At 74.5% G+C, this 17853-nt stretch carries 17 protein-coding genes; 13 read left to right on the top strand and 4 right to left on the bottom strand.

The genetic code is table 11. From position 1 onward, the window contains the following. Positions 1-193 precede the first annotated feature (193 nt). Together ACSNOC_RS10635 and ACSNOC_RS10630 are read right to left on the bottom strand one after the other, a co-directional pair. The gene (locus tag ACSNOC_RS10635) at positions 194-622 is read right to left on the bottom strand and encodes a hypothetical protein (RefSeq protein ID WP_436747080.1); all 429 of its coding nucleotides are present in this window, start codon (positions 620-622) and stop codon (positions 194-196) included. A gap of 248 nt (positions 623-870) precedes the next feature. Further along, a complete protein-coding gene (locus tag ACSNOC_RS10630; RefSeq protein ID WP_436747079.1) occupies positions 871-1308 on the bottom strand; it encodes a VOC family protein in 438 nt (145 codons plus the stop codon). Between the two features lie 71 nt (positions 1309-1379). Between ACSNOC_RS10630 and ACSNOC_RS10625 the strand changes: the two genes are divergently transcribed. The 10 genes from ACSNOC_RS10625 to ACSNOC_RS10580 all read left to right on the top strand — a co-directional run bounded on the left by ACSNOC_RS10625 (position 1380) and on the right by ACSNOC_RS10580 (position 12389). After that, complete coding sequence (locus tag ACSNOC_RS10625) at positions 1380-2108, top strand: uracil-DNA glycosylase (RefSeq protein ID WP_436747078.1); 729 nt, start codon at positions 1380-1382, stop codon at positions 2106-2108. A 143-nt stretch (positions 2109-2251) separates the two neighbouring features. Beyond that, positions 2252-2797 (top strand): hypothetical protein, encoded by a 546-nt coding sequence (locus ACSNOC_RS10620; RefSeq protein ID WP_436747077.1) that lies wholly within the window; start codon positions 2252-2254, stop codon positions 2795-2797. Positions 2798-2897: 100 nt separating this feature from the next. Further along, positions 2898-4088: a hypothetical protein gene (locus ACSNOC_RS10615; RefSeq protein WP_436747076.1), complete on the top strand. Its 1191-nt coding sequence runs from the start codon at positions 2898-2900 to the stop codon at positions 4086-4088. Continuing rightward, complete coding sequence (locus ACSNOC_RS10610; RefSeq protein ID WP_436747075.1) at positions 4085-6325, top strand: polysaccharide pyruvyl transferase family protein; 2241 nt, start codon at positions 4085-4087, stop codon at positions 6323-6325. The genes ACSNOC_RS10615 and ACSNOC_RS10610 overlap by 4 nt, the downstream gene beginning before the upstream one ends. Before the next feature lie 106 nt (positions 6326-6431). Continuing rightward, complete coding sequence (locus tag ACSNOC_RS10605) at positions 6432-7907, top strand: extracellular solute-binding protein (protein ID WP_436747074.1); 1476 nt, start codon at positions 6432-6434, stop codon at positions 7905-7907. Between the two features lies 1 nt (position 7908). Continuing rightward, entirely contained in the window at positions 7909-8862 is a 954-nt protein-coding gene (locus ACSNOC_RS10600) for a carbohydrate ABC transporter permease (protein WP_436747073.1), read from the top strand. Further along, positions 8859-9731: a carbohydrate ABC transporter permease gene (locus ACSNOC_RS10595; RefSeq protein ID WP_436747072.1), complete on the top strand. Its 873-nt coding sequence runs from the start codon at positions 8859-8861 to the stop codon at positions 9729-9731. Before ACSNOC_RS10600 ends, ACSNOC_RS10595 begins: the two co-directional genes overlap by 4 nt. Next, a complete protein-coding gene (locus ACSNOC_RS10590; protein WP_436747071.1) occupies positions 9728-10792 on the top strand; it encodes an NAD(P)-dependent alcohol dehydrogenase in 1065 nt (354 codons plus the stop codon). The genes ACSNOC_RS10595 and ACSNOC_RS10590 overlap by 4 nt, the downstream gene beginning before the upstream one ends. Positions 10793-10845: 53 nt before the next feature. After that, positions 10846-11655, top strand: coding sequence for a DeoR/GlpR family DNA-binding transcription regulator (locus tag ACSNOC_RS10585; protein WP_436747070.1), 810 nt, complete (start codon positions 10846-10848; stop codon positions 11653-11655). Continuing rightward, entirely contained in the window at positions 11652-12389 is a 738-nt protein-coding gene (locus ACSNOC_RS10580) for an HAD family hydrolase (protein WP_436747069.1), read from the top strand. Before ACSNOC_RS10585 ends, ACSNOC_RS10580 begins: the two co-directional genes overlap by 4 nt. 36 nt (positions 12390-12425) lie before the next feature. On the opposite strand, the gene ACSNOC_RS10575 is transcribed toward ACSNOC_RS10580, so the two are convergent. Together ACSNOC_RS10575 and ACSNOC_RS10570 are read right to left on the bottom strand one after the other, a co-directional pair. Beyond that, positions 12426-13601: an acyl-CoA dehydrogenase family protein gene (locus ACSNOC_RS10575; RefSeq protein ID WP_436747068.1), complete on the bottom strand. Its 1176-nt coding sequence runs from the start codon at positions 13599-13601 to the stop codon at positions 12426-12428. Positions 13602-13669: 68 nt separating this feature from the next. After that, positions 13670-14191 (bottom strand): flavin reductase family protein, encoded by a 522-nt coding sequence (locus tag ACSNOC_RS10570; RefSeq protein WP_436747067.1) that lies wholly within the window; start codon positions 14189-14191, stop codon positions 13670-13672. Positions 14192-14328: 137 nt separating this feature from the next. Here ACSNOC_RS10570 and ACSNOC_RS10565 point away from each other — a divergent pair, with 137 nt between their 5' ends. The 3 genes from ACSNOC_RS10565 (at position 14329) to ACSNOC_RS10555 (ending at position 17836) form a co-directional block, all read left to right on the top strand. Continuing rightward, on the top strand, positions 14329-15123 hold the full coding sequence (locus tag ACSNOC_RS10565; RefSeq protein WP_436747066.1) for a FadR/GntR family transcriptional regulator: 795 nt from the start codon (positions 14329-14331) through the stop codon (positions 15121-15123). A 9-nt stretch (positions 15124-15132) separates the two neighbouring features. Further along, positions 15133-15948: an IclR family transcriptional regulator gene (locus ACSNOC_RS10560; protein WP_436747065.1), complete on the top strand. Its 816-nt coding sequence runs from the start codon at positions 15133-15135 to the stop codon at positions 15946-15948. A 907-nt stretch (positions 15949-16855) separates the two neighbouring features. Then, positions 16856-17836: a hypothetical protein gene (locus tag ACSNOC_RS10555; protein ID WP_436747064.1), complete on the top strand. Its 981-nt coding sequence runs from the start codon at positions 16856-16858 to the stop codon at positions 17834-17836. Positions 17837-17853: the final 17 nt, after the last annotated feature.

Here is a 17853-nt window from a genome sequence, read left to right as displayed (position 1 = left end):
GCAGGTGCAGCGCGAAGGTGAGGGAGACGGCGGTCGTCTCGTGCCCGGCGAGCAGGAAGATCAGGACCTGGCCGCGGCAGACGCCTACCTCACCGAAACGACCACCTGAACCCCGCCGCCGGACCCCGCGGCGTCAGTGGACCGGCCTGCGGCACAGGCCGGTCCACCGGCTTTTGGTGCGAAAGCGAATCGCCTACGGGACCAGGTTCATCGACCGGTACTCGGCGATCGATCCGTGGGCCGCCTGACCCGGATAGAGCGTGACGGGGCAGTCCATGCCGAACATGTCAGTGCAGAACTGCACGCGCGCGTCACCGAGCTGGTTGTTCCATATGGTGTGATCGCCATGGTTGACGCCGATGATGTACGTGCCGAAATCGGAAAAGATGTCATCGGGCTGCCTGGGGCCGACCACGATCAGCGACTCCCAGACGCAGACGTTGCCGGGGCGACAGGAATCGTTGAAGTCCCATCCGGATCCGATCTCTCCGGGGCTGTAATCGATGTACATCGCCGAGGCGGGAGATGCGGCGTACACGGTCATGGCCAGTGCGCCGGCGACGGCCGCGGGCACCGTGAAACGGCGCCGCTTCAGCCTCTTGAGTGGGTTTCTGAACTTCACGACGGGCCCCTCCCTGTTGTGTGAGATCGCGACGAGCCGAACGCGTCGCACCGCCATCATGGACACCGGCCGGTTTTTCGGCCCAAGGCGGCACCCGGCGCATCGGCGGAATCGCGGCATCGCCTCTCACGTGGTGTTTCCCCCGCATGCTGGCATGCCCGGAAGCGCGGTGTCAGCCGGCTGCCGATAGCACATCCAGCGGGATCGATAAGGGCAGATTTATGGGCGGGACGGGACGGCGGGACCGCTCAGGCCGCCGGGTTGGCGGCTATGCGGAATTCGTTGTCCTCGGGGTCCGCCATGACGATGTGGTGTCCGTCGGACTCCGCCAGGACCGTGCCGCCCGCCACCACCAGGCGCTCGGCCTCGGCCCTGATCCGGTGCCACCGCTCGGCGGGCGTGCCGTGGCCGGGGACCCGGATGTCGATGTGCAGCCGGTTCTTCGCCGTCTTCGGCTCGGGGACCCTGAGGACGGACAGCCGGGGCCCGGCGCCGTCCGGGTCGCAGAGCCAGGCGCCGTCGTCCTCGGAACCGTCCTCCGGCGGGCCGAACGACGCGAGCCACTCCTCGCGGGTCGCGAACGGCGGAGGCGGCGGCTCGTCGGCGTACCCGAGGGCCGTCTTCCAGAACGCCGCGAGGAGCGAGGCGTTCGCGCAGTCCAGGGTCAGGTCGATGCGTGCGGTCATGGCGCGACCGTACGGCCCGCCGCTGACAGCGGCCCGGCGGTGTCGTGTGGCCCTGCGGCACCATGGTGCGGATGAACGAGACGGATCCGGTCCGGGACGGGGCCGCCGCGCGCGGCGTGGCGGAGCTGGACGGTGCCGTGACCGGGTGCCGGGCCTGTCCGCGGCTCGTCGCGTGGCGGGAGGAGGTCGCGCGGGTGCGGCGGCCCGCGTTCGCCTCCTGGGAGTACTGGGGCAGGCCGGTGCCCGGGTTCGGGCCCGCCGACGCGCGGATGCTCGTCGTCGGCCTGGCCCCGGCCGCGCACGGGGGCAACCGCACCGGGCGGATGTTCACCGGGGACCGGTCGGGGGACGTGCTCTACGCCGCCCTGCACGCCGTCGGCCTCGCCAGCAAGCCGACCGCCACCCACCGCGACGACGGACTCGTGCTGCGCGGCGTCCGCGTGACCGCGCCCGTCCACTGCGCGCCGCCCGCCAACCGGCCGACCCCCGCCGAACGCGACACCTGCCGGCCCTGGCTGCTCAACGAACTGCGGCTGCTCCGGCCCCACCTGCGCTCCGTCGTCGTCCTCGGCGCGTTCGGCTGGCAGGCCGCGCTGCCCGCGCTGGCCGAGGCCGGGTGGGACGTGCCCCGGCCACGGCCCGCGTTCGGGCACGGCACCCGGCTCGACCTCGGACGGCTGCGGCTGTTCGGGTGCTACCACGTCAGCCAGCGCAACACCTTCACCGGCCGGCTCACCCCCGACATGCTGCTCGACGTCCTCCGCGCCGCCCGCGACGCGGCCGGTCTCACCCCCGGCTGAACCGCCGCCCGCTCAGCGCCCTCCGCGTGCCCCCGCTGCCCCGGTGCGCCCCGCCCCGGGCGGGGCCGGACGGGCCGCCGTCGCCACCGTGCCCGAAGCGGCCCGTGGCCCCGGCAACGGCCCTGTGACAGGAGGTTGCGCCCATGAGGACATCGGAGACGGTACGACCGCGCCGCCGGGCCGGCCGCCCCGCCGGCGCGCTGGTGGCGCTGACGGCGCTGACGGGAACGTGGCTGGGGGCTCCCGGCGGTGCCCCGGCCCACGCGGCCCTCGGCGACCTGGTCTGCACCGCCAACTTCCAGGGCAACTTCTCCCCGCCGCTGACCGCTCAGCAGACCACCGCCGACATCGAGTCGCCCGCGGGATTCGTCAACCGCCTCTCCCCGAACGGCCGGTACCCCGCCCTCCAGTCCGGCGTCGGGCACGCGAGCGGCACCGGCGTCTTCGAGGGGAACACCGGCCAGGACAGCGAGTCCGACGGGACGATCGTCACCGACCCGGCGGAGGGGACCCTCACCCTGAGCGCCGTCATCACCAGCGGCCCGCTGGCGGGAGACGCGCTCAGCGCCCTCCCCTTCGAGGCCGACCCGAATCCCGACCGCGCCACCGCCGGCCTCAAGAGCCTCGCGAGCGCCGCCGCCCAGGTCTTCTCCGCCAGATGCACGAGCGGTGACCGTACGGTCTCGTAGCGGGACACAGTTCACCTGTCATACACCTCGATGTCGCTCAACTGGGCACCCCGTGGGGCACAGTCGGCTTCCTGTCCAGACACGGTGGAGCGAAGGCGGCATGGCGAAGGCGACAACGGCGTTGTCCGGGCTGCTCGGGGCGCGGCGGCGGGATGCCGCGCGGCAGGAGGAGCTGACGGCCCGGGCGGTGCGCGGGTGCGCCGACTATCTCGCGGGGCTGCGCGACGAACGGCTCGCCGCCGCGATCGGGGCCCTGCTCACGGCCGGGCCGGACGACGCGTTCGACGCGCTGCTCGCCACCGGCAACCGCGCCCTCGAAGCGGGCGGCGAGCGCGAGCTGCGGCTCGCGCTGGACCTCGCGGACACCGCGACCGCCCTGCGCGCCCGGTCCCAGGGCGCCTGGCGGCTGCGCGGCCTGGCCGCCGAGGCGCTCGGCCGGAACGAGGAGGCCGTCGCCGCCTACGAACAGCACCTCGCCCTGCGCAAGGACAAGGGCGCGGCGGGCGGCCACGACATCGAGCGGCGGCTGAGCGTGCTCACGGACATCCGGGACTGCCTGGCGGAGGCGGGCCTCGCCGACGCCTTCGGCCGGCCCGCCGCCGAGGCCAGGACCGCCTTCGCCGCCCGCGTCGAGGCCCGCGTCGCGGAGCACGGCGCGGCCGACCCGGAGGCACGGCGGCTGGCCGCCCGCTACGCGTCCTACCGCCGGATGACCGCCGAGGGCCGGATGCCCGATCCGCTGCTCGGCGGGGCCGAGCCGATCGGCGTCGCCGGCTTCCGTCACCTCATCGCCGGCCGCACCGCCTGCGTGGTCGCCGCGGGCGCCGAGCCGACCGCCGGGCTCGACCCCTACGACCTCGTCGTCCGGTACGACGGCGCGTCCGAGGGCCGCACCGACGTGCACGCGGTGACCGTGCGTGGCCGCGACCCGTGGGAGGGCCCGGCCTGGCGGCACCCCACCGGCGTCCGGCTGGTCTTCGGCGAGTCCGCCGACGCCTGGCGGAAGGCGCTGCGCCGCCGCCTCGTGCCCGGCGCGCAGCGCCACTTCGGGGACGCCACGCTGCGCCGGCCCGTACGGGACCCGGCCCTCCTCGGGGAGAGCGGCCCCGAGGACGGCGGCAGCACCGCGTTCGCCGTGATCCGGCTGCTGGACTTCCTCGACGTCAGCCCCCGCATCGACCTCTTCGGCCTCCACCGGCCGGGGGAGCTGCGCCCCGAGGAGCGGGCGTGGGTCATGGCCCACGCGAGGAACGTCAACTGCGGCACCGGGACGAGGATCGCGCTTCGATGACACACGCGCCGGACGACAGACGAGCGGTGACCGGCAAGCGGCGCGTCGCGTTCGCCTGCCACACCGACGAGGAGCGGCTGCCCGGACTGCTGACGCTGCTGCGCAGCCTGGCCCTGACCAACCCCGAGGTGTGCGAGGACTTCGTCGTCCTCCACCCCGGCCTGCCGGACGCCGCCCTCGACGCCGCCCGTCGCCTCCACCCGCGCGTGGTGGAGCGCCGCGCCGGGGCGCGTGGCCGGGCGGAGGTCTTCTCGCTGCCGGACTACGACACGGTCATCGCGCTGGACCCCGGCATGGTGGTGCTCGGCGACATCGGGCCGCTGCTGCGGCTGCGGCACGGCGTCGGCGCGGTCCCGCAGCCGCTGCCCGACAACCCGGCCAAGGGGCGGCGCGTCGTGCTGGACGACGGACTGCTGGTGATCCAGCGCGACGCCGTCGACGACGGGCTCCGCGCCCGGCTGCGCGCCGACGGCCTGGACGATGCCCTGGAGGGGGTGCTGGAGCGGATCGACGGGCGGTACGACTTCCTGGCGAGCCGCCTGTTCGACGACACGCCCGTGCCGGAGACCGTGGTCGTCCTCCGCTTCGCCGACGACGCACGGGACCGGCCCGGATTCGCCCCCGCCGAGGCGGCCAGGAGCCGGTTCGAGCTGGACGACGACGCGTTCCGCGCCGCGTACTGCGCGCTGCCCGGCGCCAAGCACCCCGATCTGCTGCTGCACTGCGCCGGGCCGCTGCTGCGCGACCGGCCCAGCGTGGACCTGGCCCGCGCGGTCGCGGAGGTGCACCGGCAGCAGGGCCGTTACGAGGAGGCCGTGGACGTCCTCGCGCCCCTCGTCGGGACCGCCGTGGACCGGCCCCGGTGCCACCAGACGCTGGGCATGGCGCTGATGGCGCTGTCCCGCTACGACGAGGCCGAGACGCACCTGCTGCTGGCCGCCGCCGCGCCCGACCTGGCCGCCCGCGTCTTCGCGCAGCTCGCCCGCCTGGCATGGCTGCGCGGCGCGGACGACGCGGCCCGCGCCTACGCGCGGCAGGGCCTGGACGCGGACCCGGCGGACGGCACCTGCCGCGCCTGGTACGAGCGGACGCGGCCCGCGCCGCCCGCGGGCGGCGGCGGCGCGGAGGGCCCGGCCGGGCAGCAGCTCGCGCACGTCGCGCTCTTCGCCGACGGGGACGAGAACGCGGGCGACAAGGTGCTGCCCGAGGCGGTCCGGATGTGCTTCGGCCCCGACACCGGGCCGCGCCGCTGGCACCCCGTCCATGTGCACCGTCTCTTCGACGAGGCGGCGCTGGAGCGGGTCAACGCCCGGCGCGGCGTCGTGGTCGGCGGCGGCGGGCTGTTCCTCCCGGACACCGCGCCGAACGGCAACAGCACCTGGCAGTGGAACGTGCCGGACGCGATCCTGTCCCGGATCACCGTGCCGCTGGCGGTCTTCGCCGTCGGCTACAACGTCTTCGACGGCCAGACCTACCGGCGCCGCCGCTTCGCGGAGAGCCTGCGCGTGCTGGTCGAGCACTCCGCGTTCTTCGGGCTGCGCAACCGCGGCTCCGTGGAGCGGGTCAGGGAGCTGCTGCCCGAGGAGCTGCGCGACCGGGTGCTGTACCAGCCGTGCCCCACCACCGTCGCCCGGCGGCTGATCCCCGGCTGGCGGGACCCGGAGCGGCGCGACGACACCGTCCTGGTCAACTGCGCCTACGACCGGGCCGGGCTGCGCTTCGGCCACGACTACGGGCACTTCCTCGCCCAGATGGCCGTCGCGCTGCGCGCCCTGCGCGGGCACGCCGACGTGCGGTACGCGGCGCACATGCCGACCGACGAGCGGTTCGTGCACGACCTGCGCCGCGAGCACGGGCTCACGCTCCCCGTCGAGCCGCTGTACGCGCGGACCAACGACGAGATCCGGGACGTCTTCCGCCGCGCGAAGCTGGTCATCGGGATGCGCGGGCACGCCGGGATGATCCCGTTCGGCTGCGGCACTCCCATCGTCAGCCTGGTCTCGCACCCCAAGCTGGCGTACTTCCTGGCCGACATCGGCCGCCCGGAGTGGGGTGTCGCCGTGCACGACCGCGAGCTGGCGGCCCGGCTGACCGAGCGGGCCGTGTCCCTGCTGGCGGACCATCCGGCGGCGGTCGCGGACGTGCACGACCGGCAGCGGGAGCTGTGGGCGGTCACCGAGGCGAACGTCGCGGTCCTCCAGGAGCTGTTCGGCCGGGAGGAGCCGGACCCGCGATAGGAACGATAAGAACAGCCCGAATATCTCACAAGATGTATTAACAACGTCGGCATCTTCTGCTAACAATGTCGCTCGTCCCTGTCACGCGACCCAAGGACGAGCCGCGATGTCCCCACCCCTCACCGCGAGACCCCCGGCCGAGCCGCTCGGCCGCCGCGCCCTGCTGCGCGGCGCCGCCGCCACCGGGGCCCTCGGCCTGCTGTCCGCCTGCGGCGGCCGGTCCGACGCGGCGTACGACGCCGACGCCGAGCCCTGGCGCCGCTACGCCGGCACCACCTTGAACTTCGTCTCCGAGAACACCGCCCCGACCGCCGCCATCGCGGCCGACCTGCGCCCGTTCACCGACCTGACCGGCATCCGCGTCACCATCGTCACGCTGGAGCTGTCCGCCCTCGCCCAGCGCGTCGCCCTCGACCTGGCCTCGGGGAACGGCGAGTACGACGTCGTCTACGCGGACCCGTACATGGTCCTCGCCCCCTACGCCCCCGCCTTCGCCGACCTGCGGGAGTTCCAGGAGGACCCCGCGCTGCCCCGGCTGCCCGGCGGCTTCGCGGACTTCATCCCCACCCACCTCGACGCGGCCGGCCGCTTCGGCGAGGGCCCGGACGCCGAGAAGATCCTCGCGCTGCCCTACGACTCCCCGACCATGGTCTGGCAGTACCGCGCCGACCTGTTCGCCAAGCACCGCGACCGGATGGCCGACGACCTCGGGTTCGACCCGATGCCCTCGGACGACACCACCTGGGAGCAGTACTACGCCATCGCCCGGTGGTTCAACGACAAGACCGACGACGTCGAGTACGGCACCGGCCACCAGGCCAAGCAGCACGACGCCCTGATGTGCGACTTCTCGAACGTGCTGTGGGCGTACGGCGGCCGGTACTTCCCGGACGACACCCGCGTCGGCCGCCTCGGCACCACCGACCCCGGCGGCAGCCTGCTGCGCGCTCCCGAGGCCGAGGCCGCCGCCGCGTTCTACCAGCGGCTGCTGGACATCGCGGACCCCGGCTCCCGCACCTGGGACTGGGACGGCGTCGGCGCCGGATTCCGCGCCGGCCGCTTCGCGATGTGCCCCAACTGGCACGAGTTCGCCGCCTCCAACGAGCAGGTCCTGCCCGGCAAGGTCGGCTATGCCCGGCTGCCGAAGGGACCGGCCCGCTCGGCCGGCATGTACGGCGGCACCGGCATCGCCATATCCAGCGCCGTGCCGCGCCGCCGCCGCGAGGCCGCCTGGCTCTTCCTCAACTGGGCCACCGCCCCCGACACCCAGCGGGCCAACCTCGCCAGCGAGGTCGGCGGCGGCACCCCGACCCGCACCTCCGTCTACGCGATGCCGGACGTCGTCGCCGCCGAGGAACGCCCCTCCGCCATGCCCAACATGCTCTCCGCCCGCGCGGTGCGCGACGCGTGGGCCGAGGAGAACATCGGCCTGCGGCCCAAGATCCCCATGTGGAACGAGTGCGACACCGCGCTCTACACCCAGCTCTCCCGCCTGGTCGCCGGCGACGCCTCGCCCGCCGACGCCATGCGCTCCGCCGCCGACCGCATCGACCGCATCGTCGCCCGAGGGTGGGTGAACTGAGATGGACTCCCCGCTGACCACCACCACGACGCCCACCCCGGCCGGCACCGCGCGCGGCACCGGACCCGCCCGCGGGCGGCGCGCCCGCCTGCCGCTGCCCGGCTTCACCGGCCGCATGATGGCCCCCGGCCTGCTCCTGCTCGCCGCCCTGTCGATCCTGCCGTTCGCCGCCGTGGTGGCGATGAGCTTCTCCCGCGTGCACCTGCTGGGCGGGCTGCGCCTGGAGGCCATCGGCGCCGACAACTGGTCCCGCCTGCTCGACGACCCCGACATGGCCTGGGTCTGGGCCCGCACCGCCGGGTACTTCGCCCTCACCGTCGGCACCGAGATGGTGCTCGGCACCGTGCTGGCCGTCTTCCTGTGGCGGCTGCGGCACGGCCGCAACACCGCGCTCAGCCTGCTGCTGCTCCCCATGTTCGTCGCCCCGGTCATCGTCGGCCTCCTCGGCCGCTTCCTGACCGACTCCACCTTCGGCCTCTACGCCTGGCTCCTCGAACAGGCCGGCTACAGCGGCGACCTGATGGCCGACAAGACCACGGCCTTCGCCGCCGTCACCCTGATGGACGTCTGGGAGTGGACCCCGCTGGTCACGCTCATCGCCCTGGCCGGGCTCACCTCCGTGCCGGCGAGCGTGCTGGAGGCCGCCGCCCTCGACGGCGCCGGCACCGTGCGCACCCTGCGCCACATCGTGCTGCCCGCCATCGCCCCCGTGCTCCTGGTGGCGCTGCTGATCCGCTCGATGGACGCGCTGCGCTACTTCGACATCATCTGGAACACCACCGGCGGCGGCCCCGCCGACGCCACCAAGACGGCGTCGATCCGGCTCTACGAAACGGCGTTCCGCTTCTTCGACTTCGGCTACGCCGCCGTCACCGGCCTGCTGATGCTGGCCGTCACCACCGTCGTGGCCCGCTACTTCGTCCGCCTCCTCGACCGGAACGGGACGCCCCGATGAGCACCGCCCCCGCCCCCGCCCCCACCACCCCCGGACCGCTGACCCCCGGCCGTGCCGCCCGCTGGACCGGGCGCGCCGTGCTGGCCGCCGCCCTGCTGTGGACGCTGGTCCCGCTCGGCTGGATGCTGCTGTCCTCCCTCAAGCCGAACGCCGACATCACCGCCGGCGCCCCCGACCTGTGGTTCGCGCCCACCCTCGACAACTACGAGAACCTCTTCACCGGCGCCAACAGCCTCTGGCCCTACCTGCGCAACAGCGTCGTCGCCGCCGGCGTCTCCGCGCTGCTCGCCACCGGCCTCGGGGCGCTGGCCGGCTACGGCCTGGCCCGCAGCCGCATGCGCGGCAAGCACCACCTGTCGTTCTGGATCATCTCCACCCGGATGGCGCCCATCGCCGCCGTGGCCCTGCCGGTCTTCCTCATCTTCCGGTTCCTCGGCCTGATCGACACCCTCCCCGGGCTGATCCTGGCCTACCTCAGCTTCAACCTGCCGTTCGCGATCTGGCTGCTGAGCGCGTTCTTCGCCGAACTGCCGCCCTCGCTGGAGGAGTCGGCGCAGGTCGCCGGCTGCACCCCGTGGCAGGCGTTCACCCGGGTCGTCCTGCCGCTGACCCGGCCGGGGCTGGTCACCACGTTCGTGCTGTGCCTGGTCTTCGCCTGGAACGACTACGCCTTCGCGCTCGTGCTCACCGGCCCCGACACCCAGACCCTGCCCATCGCCGCCAGCCAGCTCGTCACCCAGACCGGCGTCGACTGGGGACAGCTCACCGCCATCGGCACCGTCGTGGTGGTACCGATGGTCCTCGTCGGACTCGCCGTGCGCCGCTGGCTGGTGACCGGCCTCACCATGGGAGCAGTGACCGGAGAATGACCACCGACCCCCACCCGCCGCGCCCGCCCGCCACCATGCGCGCCGCGCTGCTGCGCGCCCCCGGCGACCTGGTGATCGAGGAACGGCCCGTGCCCGCCCCGGGCCCCGGGCAGGTCCTCGTCCGCGTCGAGGCCGTCGGCATCTGCGGCTCGGACGTGCACTACTACCAGCACGGGCGCATCGGGGACTTCGTCGTCCGCGCCCCCATGGTGCTCGGCCACGAGCCCGGCGGCACCGTCGTCGCCCTCGGCCCCGGCGCCCGGCGCCACCGGCCGGGCGACCTGGTGTCCATCGAGCCCGGCGTGCCGTGCGGACGCTGCGCCCAGTGCCGCCACGGCCGGTACAACCTGTGCCCGGAGGTCTCCTTCTACGCCACACCCCCGGTCGACGGCGCCCTGTGCGAGTACGTCGCCGTGGACGAGGACTTCGCGCACCGCGTCCCCGGCAGCCTGACCGCCGAGACCGCCGCTCTCCTCGAACCCCTGTCGGTCGGCGTCTGGGCCTGCCGCAAGGGGCGGGTCACGGCCGGTTCCCGGGTCCTGGTCACCGGCGCCGGGCCCATCGGCCTGGTCGCCGCCCAGACCGCCCGCGCCTTCGGCGCTGCCGAGGTCGTGGTGACCGACGTCGAGCCGCACCGCCTGGACACCGCCCGGCGGCTGGGCGCCACCGACGCCGTCGACGTCCGCGCCACCCGGCTCGCCGACACCGGGTACGAACCGGACGTGCTGCTGGAGTGTTCCGGCGTCCCGGCCGTCGCCGACGAGGCGATCCGCGTCGTCGGCCGTGCCGGGCACGCCGTGCTCGTCGGCATGGGCGGCGACTCGATCCCGCTGCCGCTCGCCCACGTGCAGAACTTCGAGATCCAGGTCACCGGCACCTTCCGGTACGCCAACACCTGGCCCACCGCCATCGCCCTGGCCGCCTCCGGGGAGGTGGCCCTGGAGCCGCTGATCACCCACCGGTACGGTCTGGACGAGACCGAACAGGCGCTCACGGCGCCGGCCCGGGACCCGAAGGCCATCAAGTCCCTGGTCAACCCGCAGCTCCTGACCGGGACCTGACCGAGCGGAACCGCGCGGCAGCACGCGCGCGGCAAGCATGAAGGAGGCGCCGCGTGCCCACCAAGGCACGGCTGTCCCAGGCCGCCGTCGAGGAACGCCGGCAGGCCGTCCTCCGGCATGTCGTGGCGGAGGGCGAGGTGGGCATCGGCGCCCTGGCCGCCCGCTTCGGCGTGAGCCTGATGACGATGCACCGGGACCTGGACGACCTGGCCGCCCGCCACCTCCTGCGCAAGGAACGCGGCCGGGCCGTCGCCTACCCGGCGCTCACCATGGAGACCGCCACCCGGTTCCGTGTGGACGCCAACCTCGCGGACAAGGCCGCCCTGTGCGCGGCGGCGGCCACCCGGATCGCACCCGGCGACACGGTCCTGGTGGACGACTCCACCACCCTCTACCCGCTCGCCGCCGCCCTGGCCGAAATCGACCAGCTCACCGTCGTCACCAACTCCGTCGGCGTGGCCCAGCGCATGGCGACCGCCGCGCCCGGCGTGGAGGTCGCGCTGCTCGGCGGGCGGTACCGCGGCGAGTACAACTGCTGCACCGGACCCGAGGTGGTCCGGGGTCTGGCCCGCATCCGCGCCGACCTCGCCCTGATGTCCGCCACGGCCGTGCTCCAGGGGCGGCTGTACCACCCGATGCGCGAGTTCGTGGAGGTGAAGGAGGCCATGCTCGCCTCCGCCGCCCGCGCCCTGCTGCTCGCCGACCACTCCAAGTTCGGCAAGACCGCCACCCACGCGTACGGCACGGCCGCCCTCTACGAGGCGGTCATCACCGACGCCGCCACGCCCGCCGAGGAGATCGCCGCCCTCGACGGCCTCGGCGTCGCCGTGCAGACCGTCACCGTCCCGAAGGACCGTCCGTGATCCAGAGCCTCTTCGACATACCCAGCGCCTACCGGCCCACCGAGCGCCAGATGGCCGCGCCGGTCCCGCCGGTGACGGCCGTCCTGTTCGACTTCAGCAACACCCTCTTCCGGATGGCCGACCTGGAGACCTGGCTCCGCCGCGTCGGCGCCGCCACCGGCCGCTCCGCCCTCCTCGACGGCGAGGGCGCCGTGGCCGCGGTCGCCCGGCAGGTCCGCGAGGCGTTCGCGCGCCCCGGCGTCGCCGCCCTCCAGACGGGCCGCGACCTCTCCGCCGACCGGCACTGGCGCGCCATGCGCGCCTGGTGGGAACACGTCGACTTCCTGCGCGGCGCCGAGGAGACGGCGTACGACGTGCTGCGCGCGCCCGACATGTGGCTGCCCTACCCGGACACCGGCCCGGTGCTGCGGGCGCTGCGGGACCGCGGCCTGCGCGTGGGCATCGTCAGCGACTTCGCGTGGGACCTGCGCGTCCACCTCAAGCACCAGGGGCTGGACGACCTGGTCGAGACCTGCGTCCTGTCGTTCGAGCTGGGCCGCGAGAAGCCGGACCCCGAGCTGTTCCGCACGGCGTGCGCCGCGCTCGGCGCCGACCCCCGGGCGGCCCTGATGGTCGGGGACAACCCGGCCCGGGACGGCGGCGCCACGGCGTGCGGTCTGCGCGCCTACATCCTGCCGGGCGAGCCGCGCACCGGGGAGCGCGGGCTGCTGCCGCTGCTGGGCCTGCTCGGCTGACCCCCGCGCCACCGCCCCCGGCGCGGCGCGCGCCGCTCAGACCAGCGGGGTGATCCGCTCCTCCACGCCCAGCAGCGCCTTGCCGTACACCTCGATGCCCACCATCGGCGCGGCCACGGCGTGCCGCCCGGCGGTGTTGGCGTCGCGCCAGATCCGCTGGAGCGGGTTGACCTCGGCGAACGTGCCCGCGCCGTGCACGTCGACCAGCGTCTGGATGGCCTCCAGCGTGTTGCGGATGGCCCAGCCCGTGTCGGCGCGCACCCGGGCGCGGGCGAGGAAGTCGAGGTACTCGCCGCGCCGGGCCGCCGCGTCGATGTCGGCGGCGGCGCGGTGCGCGTGCAGCCAGGCGGTGTCCACCTTCATCGCGGCCTCCGCGACCTGGATCTGCGCCGCGACCGACTCGGCCTGCGTCTCGTAGAAGGTGTAGGAGATCGGCTTGGTGGCGGCCTTCTCGGTGACGTACCGCAGCGCGGCCCGGCCGAGACCGAGCTGCGGCCCGGCCAGGACGAGGGCGAGCACCGGCACGAACGCGGACCGGGGGAGGACCTCCTCCTTCCGCTCCGTCGGGTAGTCGCCCTCGATCGCGGCCGGGACCGACATCACCCGGTGCTCCGGGACGAACACGTCCTCCGCGATCAGGCAGTTGCTCGCGGTGCCGCGCATGCCCGTGACGAACCAGGTCTCCTCCAGCTCCAGGTCCCGCCGGGGCACCAGCGCCAGGCCCTGGTCCACGACCTCGCCCGTCGCGTCGGTGAGCGGCGCGCCCAGCACGGCCCAGTCCGAGTGCCAGGAGCCGGAGTTGTAGTACCAGCGGCCCGTGATCCGCCAGCCACCCGCGACCCGGCGGGCGGTGGAGGTGGGGCTGAGCACGCCGGTGACGCGGGCGTCCGGCCGGTCGCCGAACACGTCGTCCTGGGCCCGGGCCGGGAAGAGGCTGGCCAGCCAGGTGCAGACGTTGACGAGGGTGACCACCCAGGCGGTGGAGCCGTCGCCCTCGGCCAGGGCGGCGGAGACGTCCAGCATGGTCCGCAGGTCGGTCTGGTGGCCGCCGTACCGCTTCGGCGTCGCCAGCGCGAACATCCCGGCCCCGCTCAGCGCCTCGATCACCTCGTCCGGCACCCGCCGGTCGGCCTCGGTCCGCGCGGCGTGCTCGCGCAGCAGCGGCTGGAGCGCCACGGCCCGGGCGACGAGATCGTCGTGGGTCGTCGTCATGGTGTCTCCCTCGTCCTCTCCTGGGGAATGGGGGCGTGCGGCGGGACCGGCCGCACCGGCGGCACCGGTCACCGGGCGCACGCCTCGACATGGTCGGCGATGGAGTGGCGCGGGCGGCGGACCAGTCCCGAGTGGGTGCCGAACGTGCGGTGGGCGTACACCAGCGGCGCCGCCGCACGGGTCGCGGCGTGCGCCACCGCGCCCAGCAGCAGCCGGTGGTCGCCGCCCTCCACCACCCGGGCCACCTCGCACACCAGCCAGCCGGGGGCCCGCGCCAGACGCGGCAGCCCGTGGTCGAAGGCCCAGTCGGCGCCCGCGAAGCGGTCCACGCCCGGCCGGGCGAACGCCAGCGCCACCCCGGCCTGGGCACGGCCCAGCACGTTGACCCCGAAGCGGCCGGTGGCCACGATCCGGGCGAGCACCGACGACCGCCCGTCCAGTGCCACCGTCACCATCGGCGGGCGCAGCGACAGCGAGGCGAACGCGCTGACGGTCGCGCCGCACGGCACGCCGTCCTCGGCCCCGGTCACCACCGTGACCGGGGCGCAGACCCCGGCCATCAGGTCGCGGAATTCCTGCTCACCGACCATGCGCACCCACCACGGCGGCCTCCCGGGAACCGAATTCCTCATGATGATTACGGCGAGATTGCCCGCCGTTTACGGGGCCCGTCAAGAGTGCGAAGCTATTCGTCATCATCAATTCCTGCGGACGGTGAGGGAGACGCGTGGCGGCTCGGGACAGGAACGCGGCGGGGCGCGCGCCCGACACCTCCGGCGCGCGGGCGGCGGGGGAGCAGCCGGCGCTGCGGCGCGGGGACTGGGACCGGACCGCGGGCACCCGGGCCGAGATGGCCGCCGAGCGGATCGCCGCCCTGGTGGCCGGTGCCGAGCCCGGCGCCCGGCTCGGCACCAAGGAGGAGCTGCGGCAGCGGTGCGGCGTCTCCGTCGGCACGTTCAACGAGACCCTGCGGCTGCTCCAGGCGCGCGGCCTGGTCACCGTCCGCCCGGGCCCCGGCGGCGGGCTGTTCGCCGCCGAGCAGTCGCCCATGGTCCGCCTGGGGAACTCGGTGCTGGCCCTGGACGCCGCCACCGCGGACGTCGCCGACGCCGTGCGCATCCGCGACGCCCTCGACCCGCTGCTGGTGGAGGACGCGCTGTGGCACGCGTCCCCGGCGGACATCGCGGACCTGCGGCGGCACCTGGCGACGATGGAGGCGGCGGTGGCGGCCGGCGACCCGGACGCGTTCGTCCGGGCCAACTGGCGCCTGCACGCCCGGATAGCCGCGGTGAGTCCCAACGCGCTGCTGCGCTCGCTCTACACCAGCCTGCTCGACCTGATCGAGGGGCACACGCTCGCGGTCCACCCGCACGGCGAGCGCCCCCTCGCCGCCCACATCGGGGACCGCCACCGCCTCCACGCCGACCTGGTCGACGCCCTCGACCGGCGGGACCGCGACGAGGCGCTGCGCCTGATCCACCTGCACGGCGGCGGCCGACCCGGGGGTCCCACGGCCTGTTAGATTGCCTCCATGCCAGGGACCGAGCCGCGAGAGATAGCGCCCTCCTCGGGCTACCGTGGACGCAATTCCACGGCCGACCGAGCGCTGGACATCCTGCTGCTCTTCTCCGACGAGCGCCTGGTGCTCTCCGCCACCGAGGTGGCCACCCACCTGGGCGTGGCCCGTTCCACCGCGTACCGCTACCTGCAGAGCCTGACCGCCAACGGCTTCCTGGAGGAGAACGACGCGGGCTCCGGCTTCCGCATCGGGCCCCGCGTGCTCGACCTGGCCCGGCTGGCCCGCAAGGGCGTCGGCCTCTCCGACGTCGCCCGCCCGGTGATGCGGGAGCTGGTCGGCCGGATCAAGCAGCCGCTGCTCCTCACCCGCCGCACCGGCGCCTCCGTGGTCTGCCTGGAGCGCGTGGAGGCCGGCCAGTCGCTGCGGCTGTCCTACGAGCGCGGCCAGGTCCTGCCGGTCAACGCGGGCGCCGCCGCCCTCGCGCTGCTCGCCTGGGCGCCGGACGAGGAACTGGACCGGATCCTCGCCCAGCCGCTGGAGCGCTTCACCGAGTCCACCATCACCGACCCGGCCGAGCTGCGGAAGCGGCTGGCGACGATCCGGGACCAGGGCTACGCGCTGACGCGCGGCGAGATCGACCCCGACGTGCTGGGCATCGCCGCCCCCGTGCGCGCCTCGGGCGGCGGCGTGGTCGCCGCCCTCAGCGTCGCCGCGCTCGCCCACCGGGTCCCGGACGAGGAGATCCCGCCCACGACGGAGGCGATCCGCGAGGCCGCCGACGAGGTCTCCCGCCGCCTGGCCCGGCTCGACCTGGACGTCGGCACCTGAAGCGCGTCGCGGAACCGCCGGAAGGGTGCCTCTCCCGGCTTCCGCGACGCGCTGTGGCGCCGTCCCGAGGCGGCCGACCCGCCCCGCGACGCTCCCCGGGCCCGGAGCAGGCCGGGCGGAACCCGGACACGGCCCGGCCCGGGCGGCCTCGGTGAGCCCGCGGCGCGTCGTCGGCACGCCGTGAAGGTGGTGACGCCCTGGGTGGTCATGAGCCTGACCGGGACAGCAGGACCGGCCGCACCCCCGCCCGCCGGCCCGGCAGAGCGGCAGCGCGCCCAGCGCGATGCCTTCCGTCGACCGGACCTCGACGCGCCGGAGGCGTTCGTCAGGCCGATGCGGCTGAGCACCGCGCCGTGGGCCGTCCGGTCGTGCCGCCGGTGGGGAAGACGCCGGTGACACGGCCGGCGTACGTGGGCTCCGGACCGGCGGTGGCCGCGCGGTTCTCCGGGCGCCCTCGGTCCCGGGCACGCCCGGTCCCGGGGTGACCACGGAGACGCCCGCGGCTCCGGTGGAGCCGCGTGGCGGGGGAGCAGCTCCGTCCCGCTGCCGCGCAGGGGCCAGGCGGCCCCGCCGGGCCTGAGCGGCGGGTGCCCGGGTACGACCACGCCGTCGGCGGCGATCGGGCACTCCGCGGTGTCCGGGCAGAGCGGGGCGACCGGGCCCGCCCGGTTCCGGGCGGCCGGCCACGGGGGCCGTCGGCGGATCACGCCCGGCCGTCCGGGGTGGAAACTAGCGCCGCAAGTTTTTGATCTTCTCCGCAGGTGTATTGACCGCGCCCACAGCCTGTGGCAGGGTCCCGTTTCGAAGGACAGTGATCCTAAATAGCAGGACAAGCCGCCGGAGGGTCGAGGCCATCGACGCCGGTCGCCCCGCCTGACGCACCGGCGCCGATCAAGGAGGATCGACCATGGGCCTCGTGCACGAAGTCATCGACGCGTTCCCGTTCGACAAAGGGCCCATCCGCCTCGCGCGCGACGAGGAGCTGCTGCTCTCCGAGCCGCTGCCCAGCCGGAAGCAGCTCCGGGACCAGGCCCCCGTCGAGGCGGTGCACTTCACGCCCGCGTACGTGCCCGTCGAGTTCGGGCACCCGCGCGGTGTCTACGAGAGCGACCACCTGCGGGTCGAGTGGCAGACGATGAACAACCGCCAGCCCTTCTACCACCGCAACTGCGACGTGGACGAGATGTCCTACCAGGTGTGGGGCGAGCGGACCCTGATGACCGAGCTGGGCACGGTCGAGCTGCGGCGCGGCGACTTCTCCCGCATCCCCGTCGCCGTCGCGCACGACAACTACGGGCGCGAGGACATCCACCTGCTCTTCTACATCCCCGCTCCGGTCGAGGAGGCCCAGCCCGCCGCCCGCACCGCCGAGGCGCTGGACGTGCCGTTCCCCGGCTGGGAGCCGGCCACCGTCAACGAGCTGATCACCGAGTGCCTCGGCGGGCCCGGCCACGACATCGCGATGTACCCCACCGACGAGCGCCTGCTGCTCGGGCACGCCAGGACCGTGCAGGACCGCATCCGGATCCAGCGCCCCGACGACGACGCGCCCGGCACCACCTGGCTCTACCGCTCGGCGGACGTGCACATCGGCCGCACCGTCGTGCCCGCCTCGGACGGCCGCGCGTACGTCCGGCACCGCAACGCCACGGAGATCCAGTACCAGATCAGCGGCAGGCGTACGCTCGTGACCCAGCGTGGCGCCCTCGACCTCGAACCGGGCGACTTCGTCCGGGTCCCCGTCGGTGTCGCGTTCACCAGCGTCCACGCCGGGCCCAGCGCCCACATCGCGCTTCTCTCCGCCCGTGAGGTGCCGCAGGTCGCCGACGGCAGCAAGAAGGGCGAGCCGATCACCGCGGCCGATGTCGACCGCCTCCGCGCGGCCTGACGCGTGAGCCGGGAAGG

It is taken from the genome of Streptomyces sp. URMC 129 (assembly GCF_051386415.1).
Lineage (GTDB): Bacteria > Actinomycetota > Actinomycetes > Streptomycetales > Streptomycetaceae > Streptomyces.
Note: the sequence above shows the minus strand (reverse complement) of the source record. Positions and strands in the feature narration are given on the sequence as shown.

Excerpts from the sequence above, each read along its gene's own strand:
- ACSNOC_RS10630 (WP_436747079.1), bottom strand. The coding sequence starts at position 1,308 with ATGACCGCACGCATCGACCTGACCCTGGACTGCGCGAACGCCTCGCTC.
- ACSNOC_RS10625 (WP_436747078.1), top strand. The coding sequence starts at position 1,380 with ATGAACGAGACGGATCCGGTCCGGGACGGGGCCGCCGCGCGCGGCGTG.
- ACSNOC_RS10620 (WP_436747077.1), top strand. The coding sequence starts at position 2,252 with ATGAGGACATCGGAGACGGTACGACCGCGCCGCCGGGCCGGCCGCCCC.
- ACSNOC_RS10615 (WP_436747076.1), top strand. The coding sequence starts at position 2,898 with ATGGCGAAGGCGACAACGGCGTTGTCCGGGCTGCTCGGGGCGCGGCGG.
- ACSNOC_RS10610 (WP_436747075.1), top strand. The coding sequence starts at position 4,085 with ATGACACACGCGCCGGACGACAGACGAGCGGTGACCGGCAAGCGGCGC.
- ACSNOC_RS10605 (WP_436747074.1), top strand. The coding sequence starts at position 6,432 with ATGTCCCCACCCCTCACCGCGAGACCCCCGGCCGAGCCGCTCGGCCGC.
- ACSNOC_RS10600 (WP_436747073.1), top strand. The coding sequence starts at position 7,909 with ATGGACTCCCCGCTGACCACCACCACGACGCCCACCCCGGCCGGCACC.
- ACSNOC_RS10595 (WP_436747072.1), top strand. The coding sequence starts at position 8,859 with ATGAGCACCGCCCCCGCCCCCGCCCCCACCACCCCCGGACCGCTGACC.
- ACSNOC_RS10590 (WP_436747071.1), top strand. The coding sequence starts at position 9,728 with ATGACCACCGACCCCCACCCGCCGCGCCCGCCCGCCACCATGCGCGCC.
- ACSNOC_RS10575 (WP_436747068.1), bottom strand. The coding sequence starts at position 13,601 with ATGACGACGACCCACGACGATCTCGTCGCCCGGGCCGTGGCGCTCCAG.
- ACSNOC_RS10570 (WP_436747067.1), bottom strand. The coding sequence starts at position 14,191 with ATGGTCGGTGAGCAGGAATTCCGCGACCTGATGGCCGGGGTCTGCGCC.
- ACSNOC_RS10560 (WP_436747065.1), top strand. The coding sequence starts at position 15,133 with ATGCCAGGGACCGAGCCGCGAGAGATAGCGCCCTCCTCGGGCTACCGT.
- ACSNOC_RS10555 (WP_436747064.1), top strand. The coding sequence starts at position 16,856 with ATGGGCCTCGTGCACGAAGTCATCGACGCGTTCCCGTTCGACAAAGGG.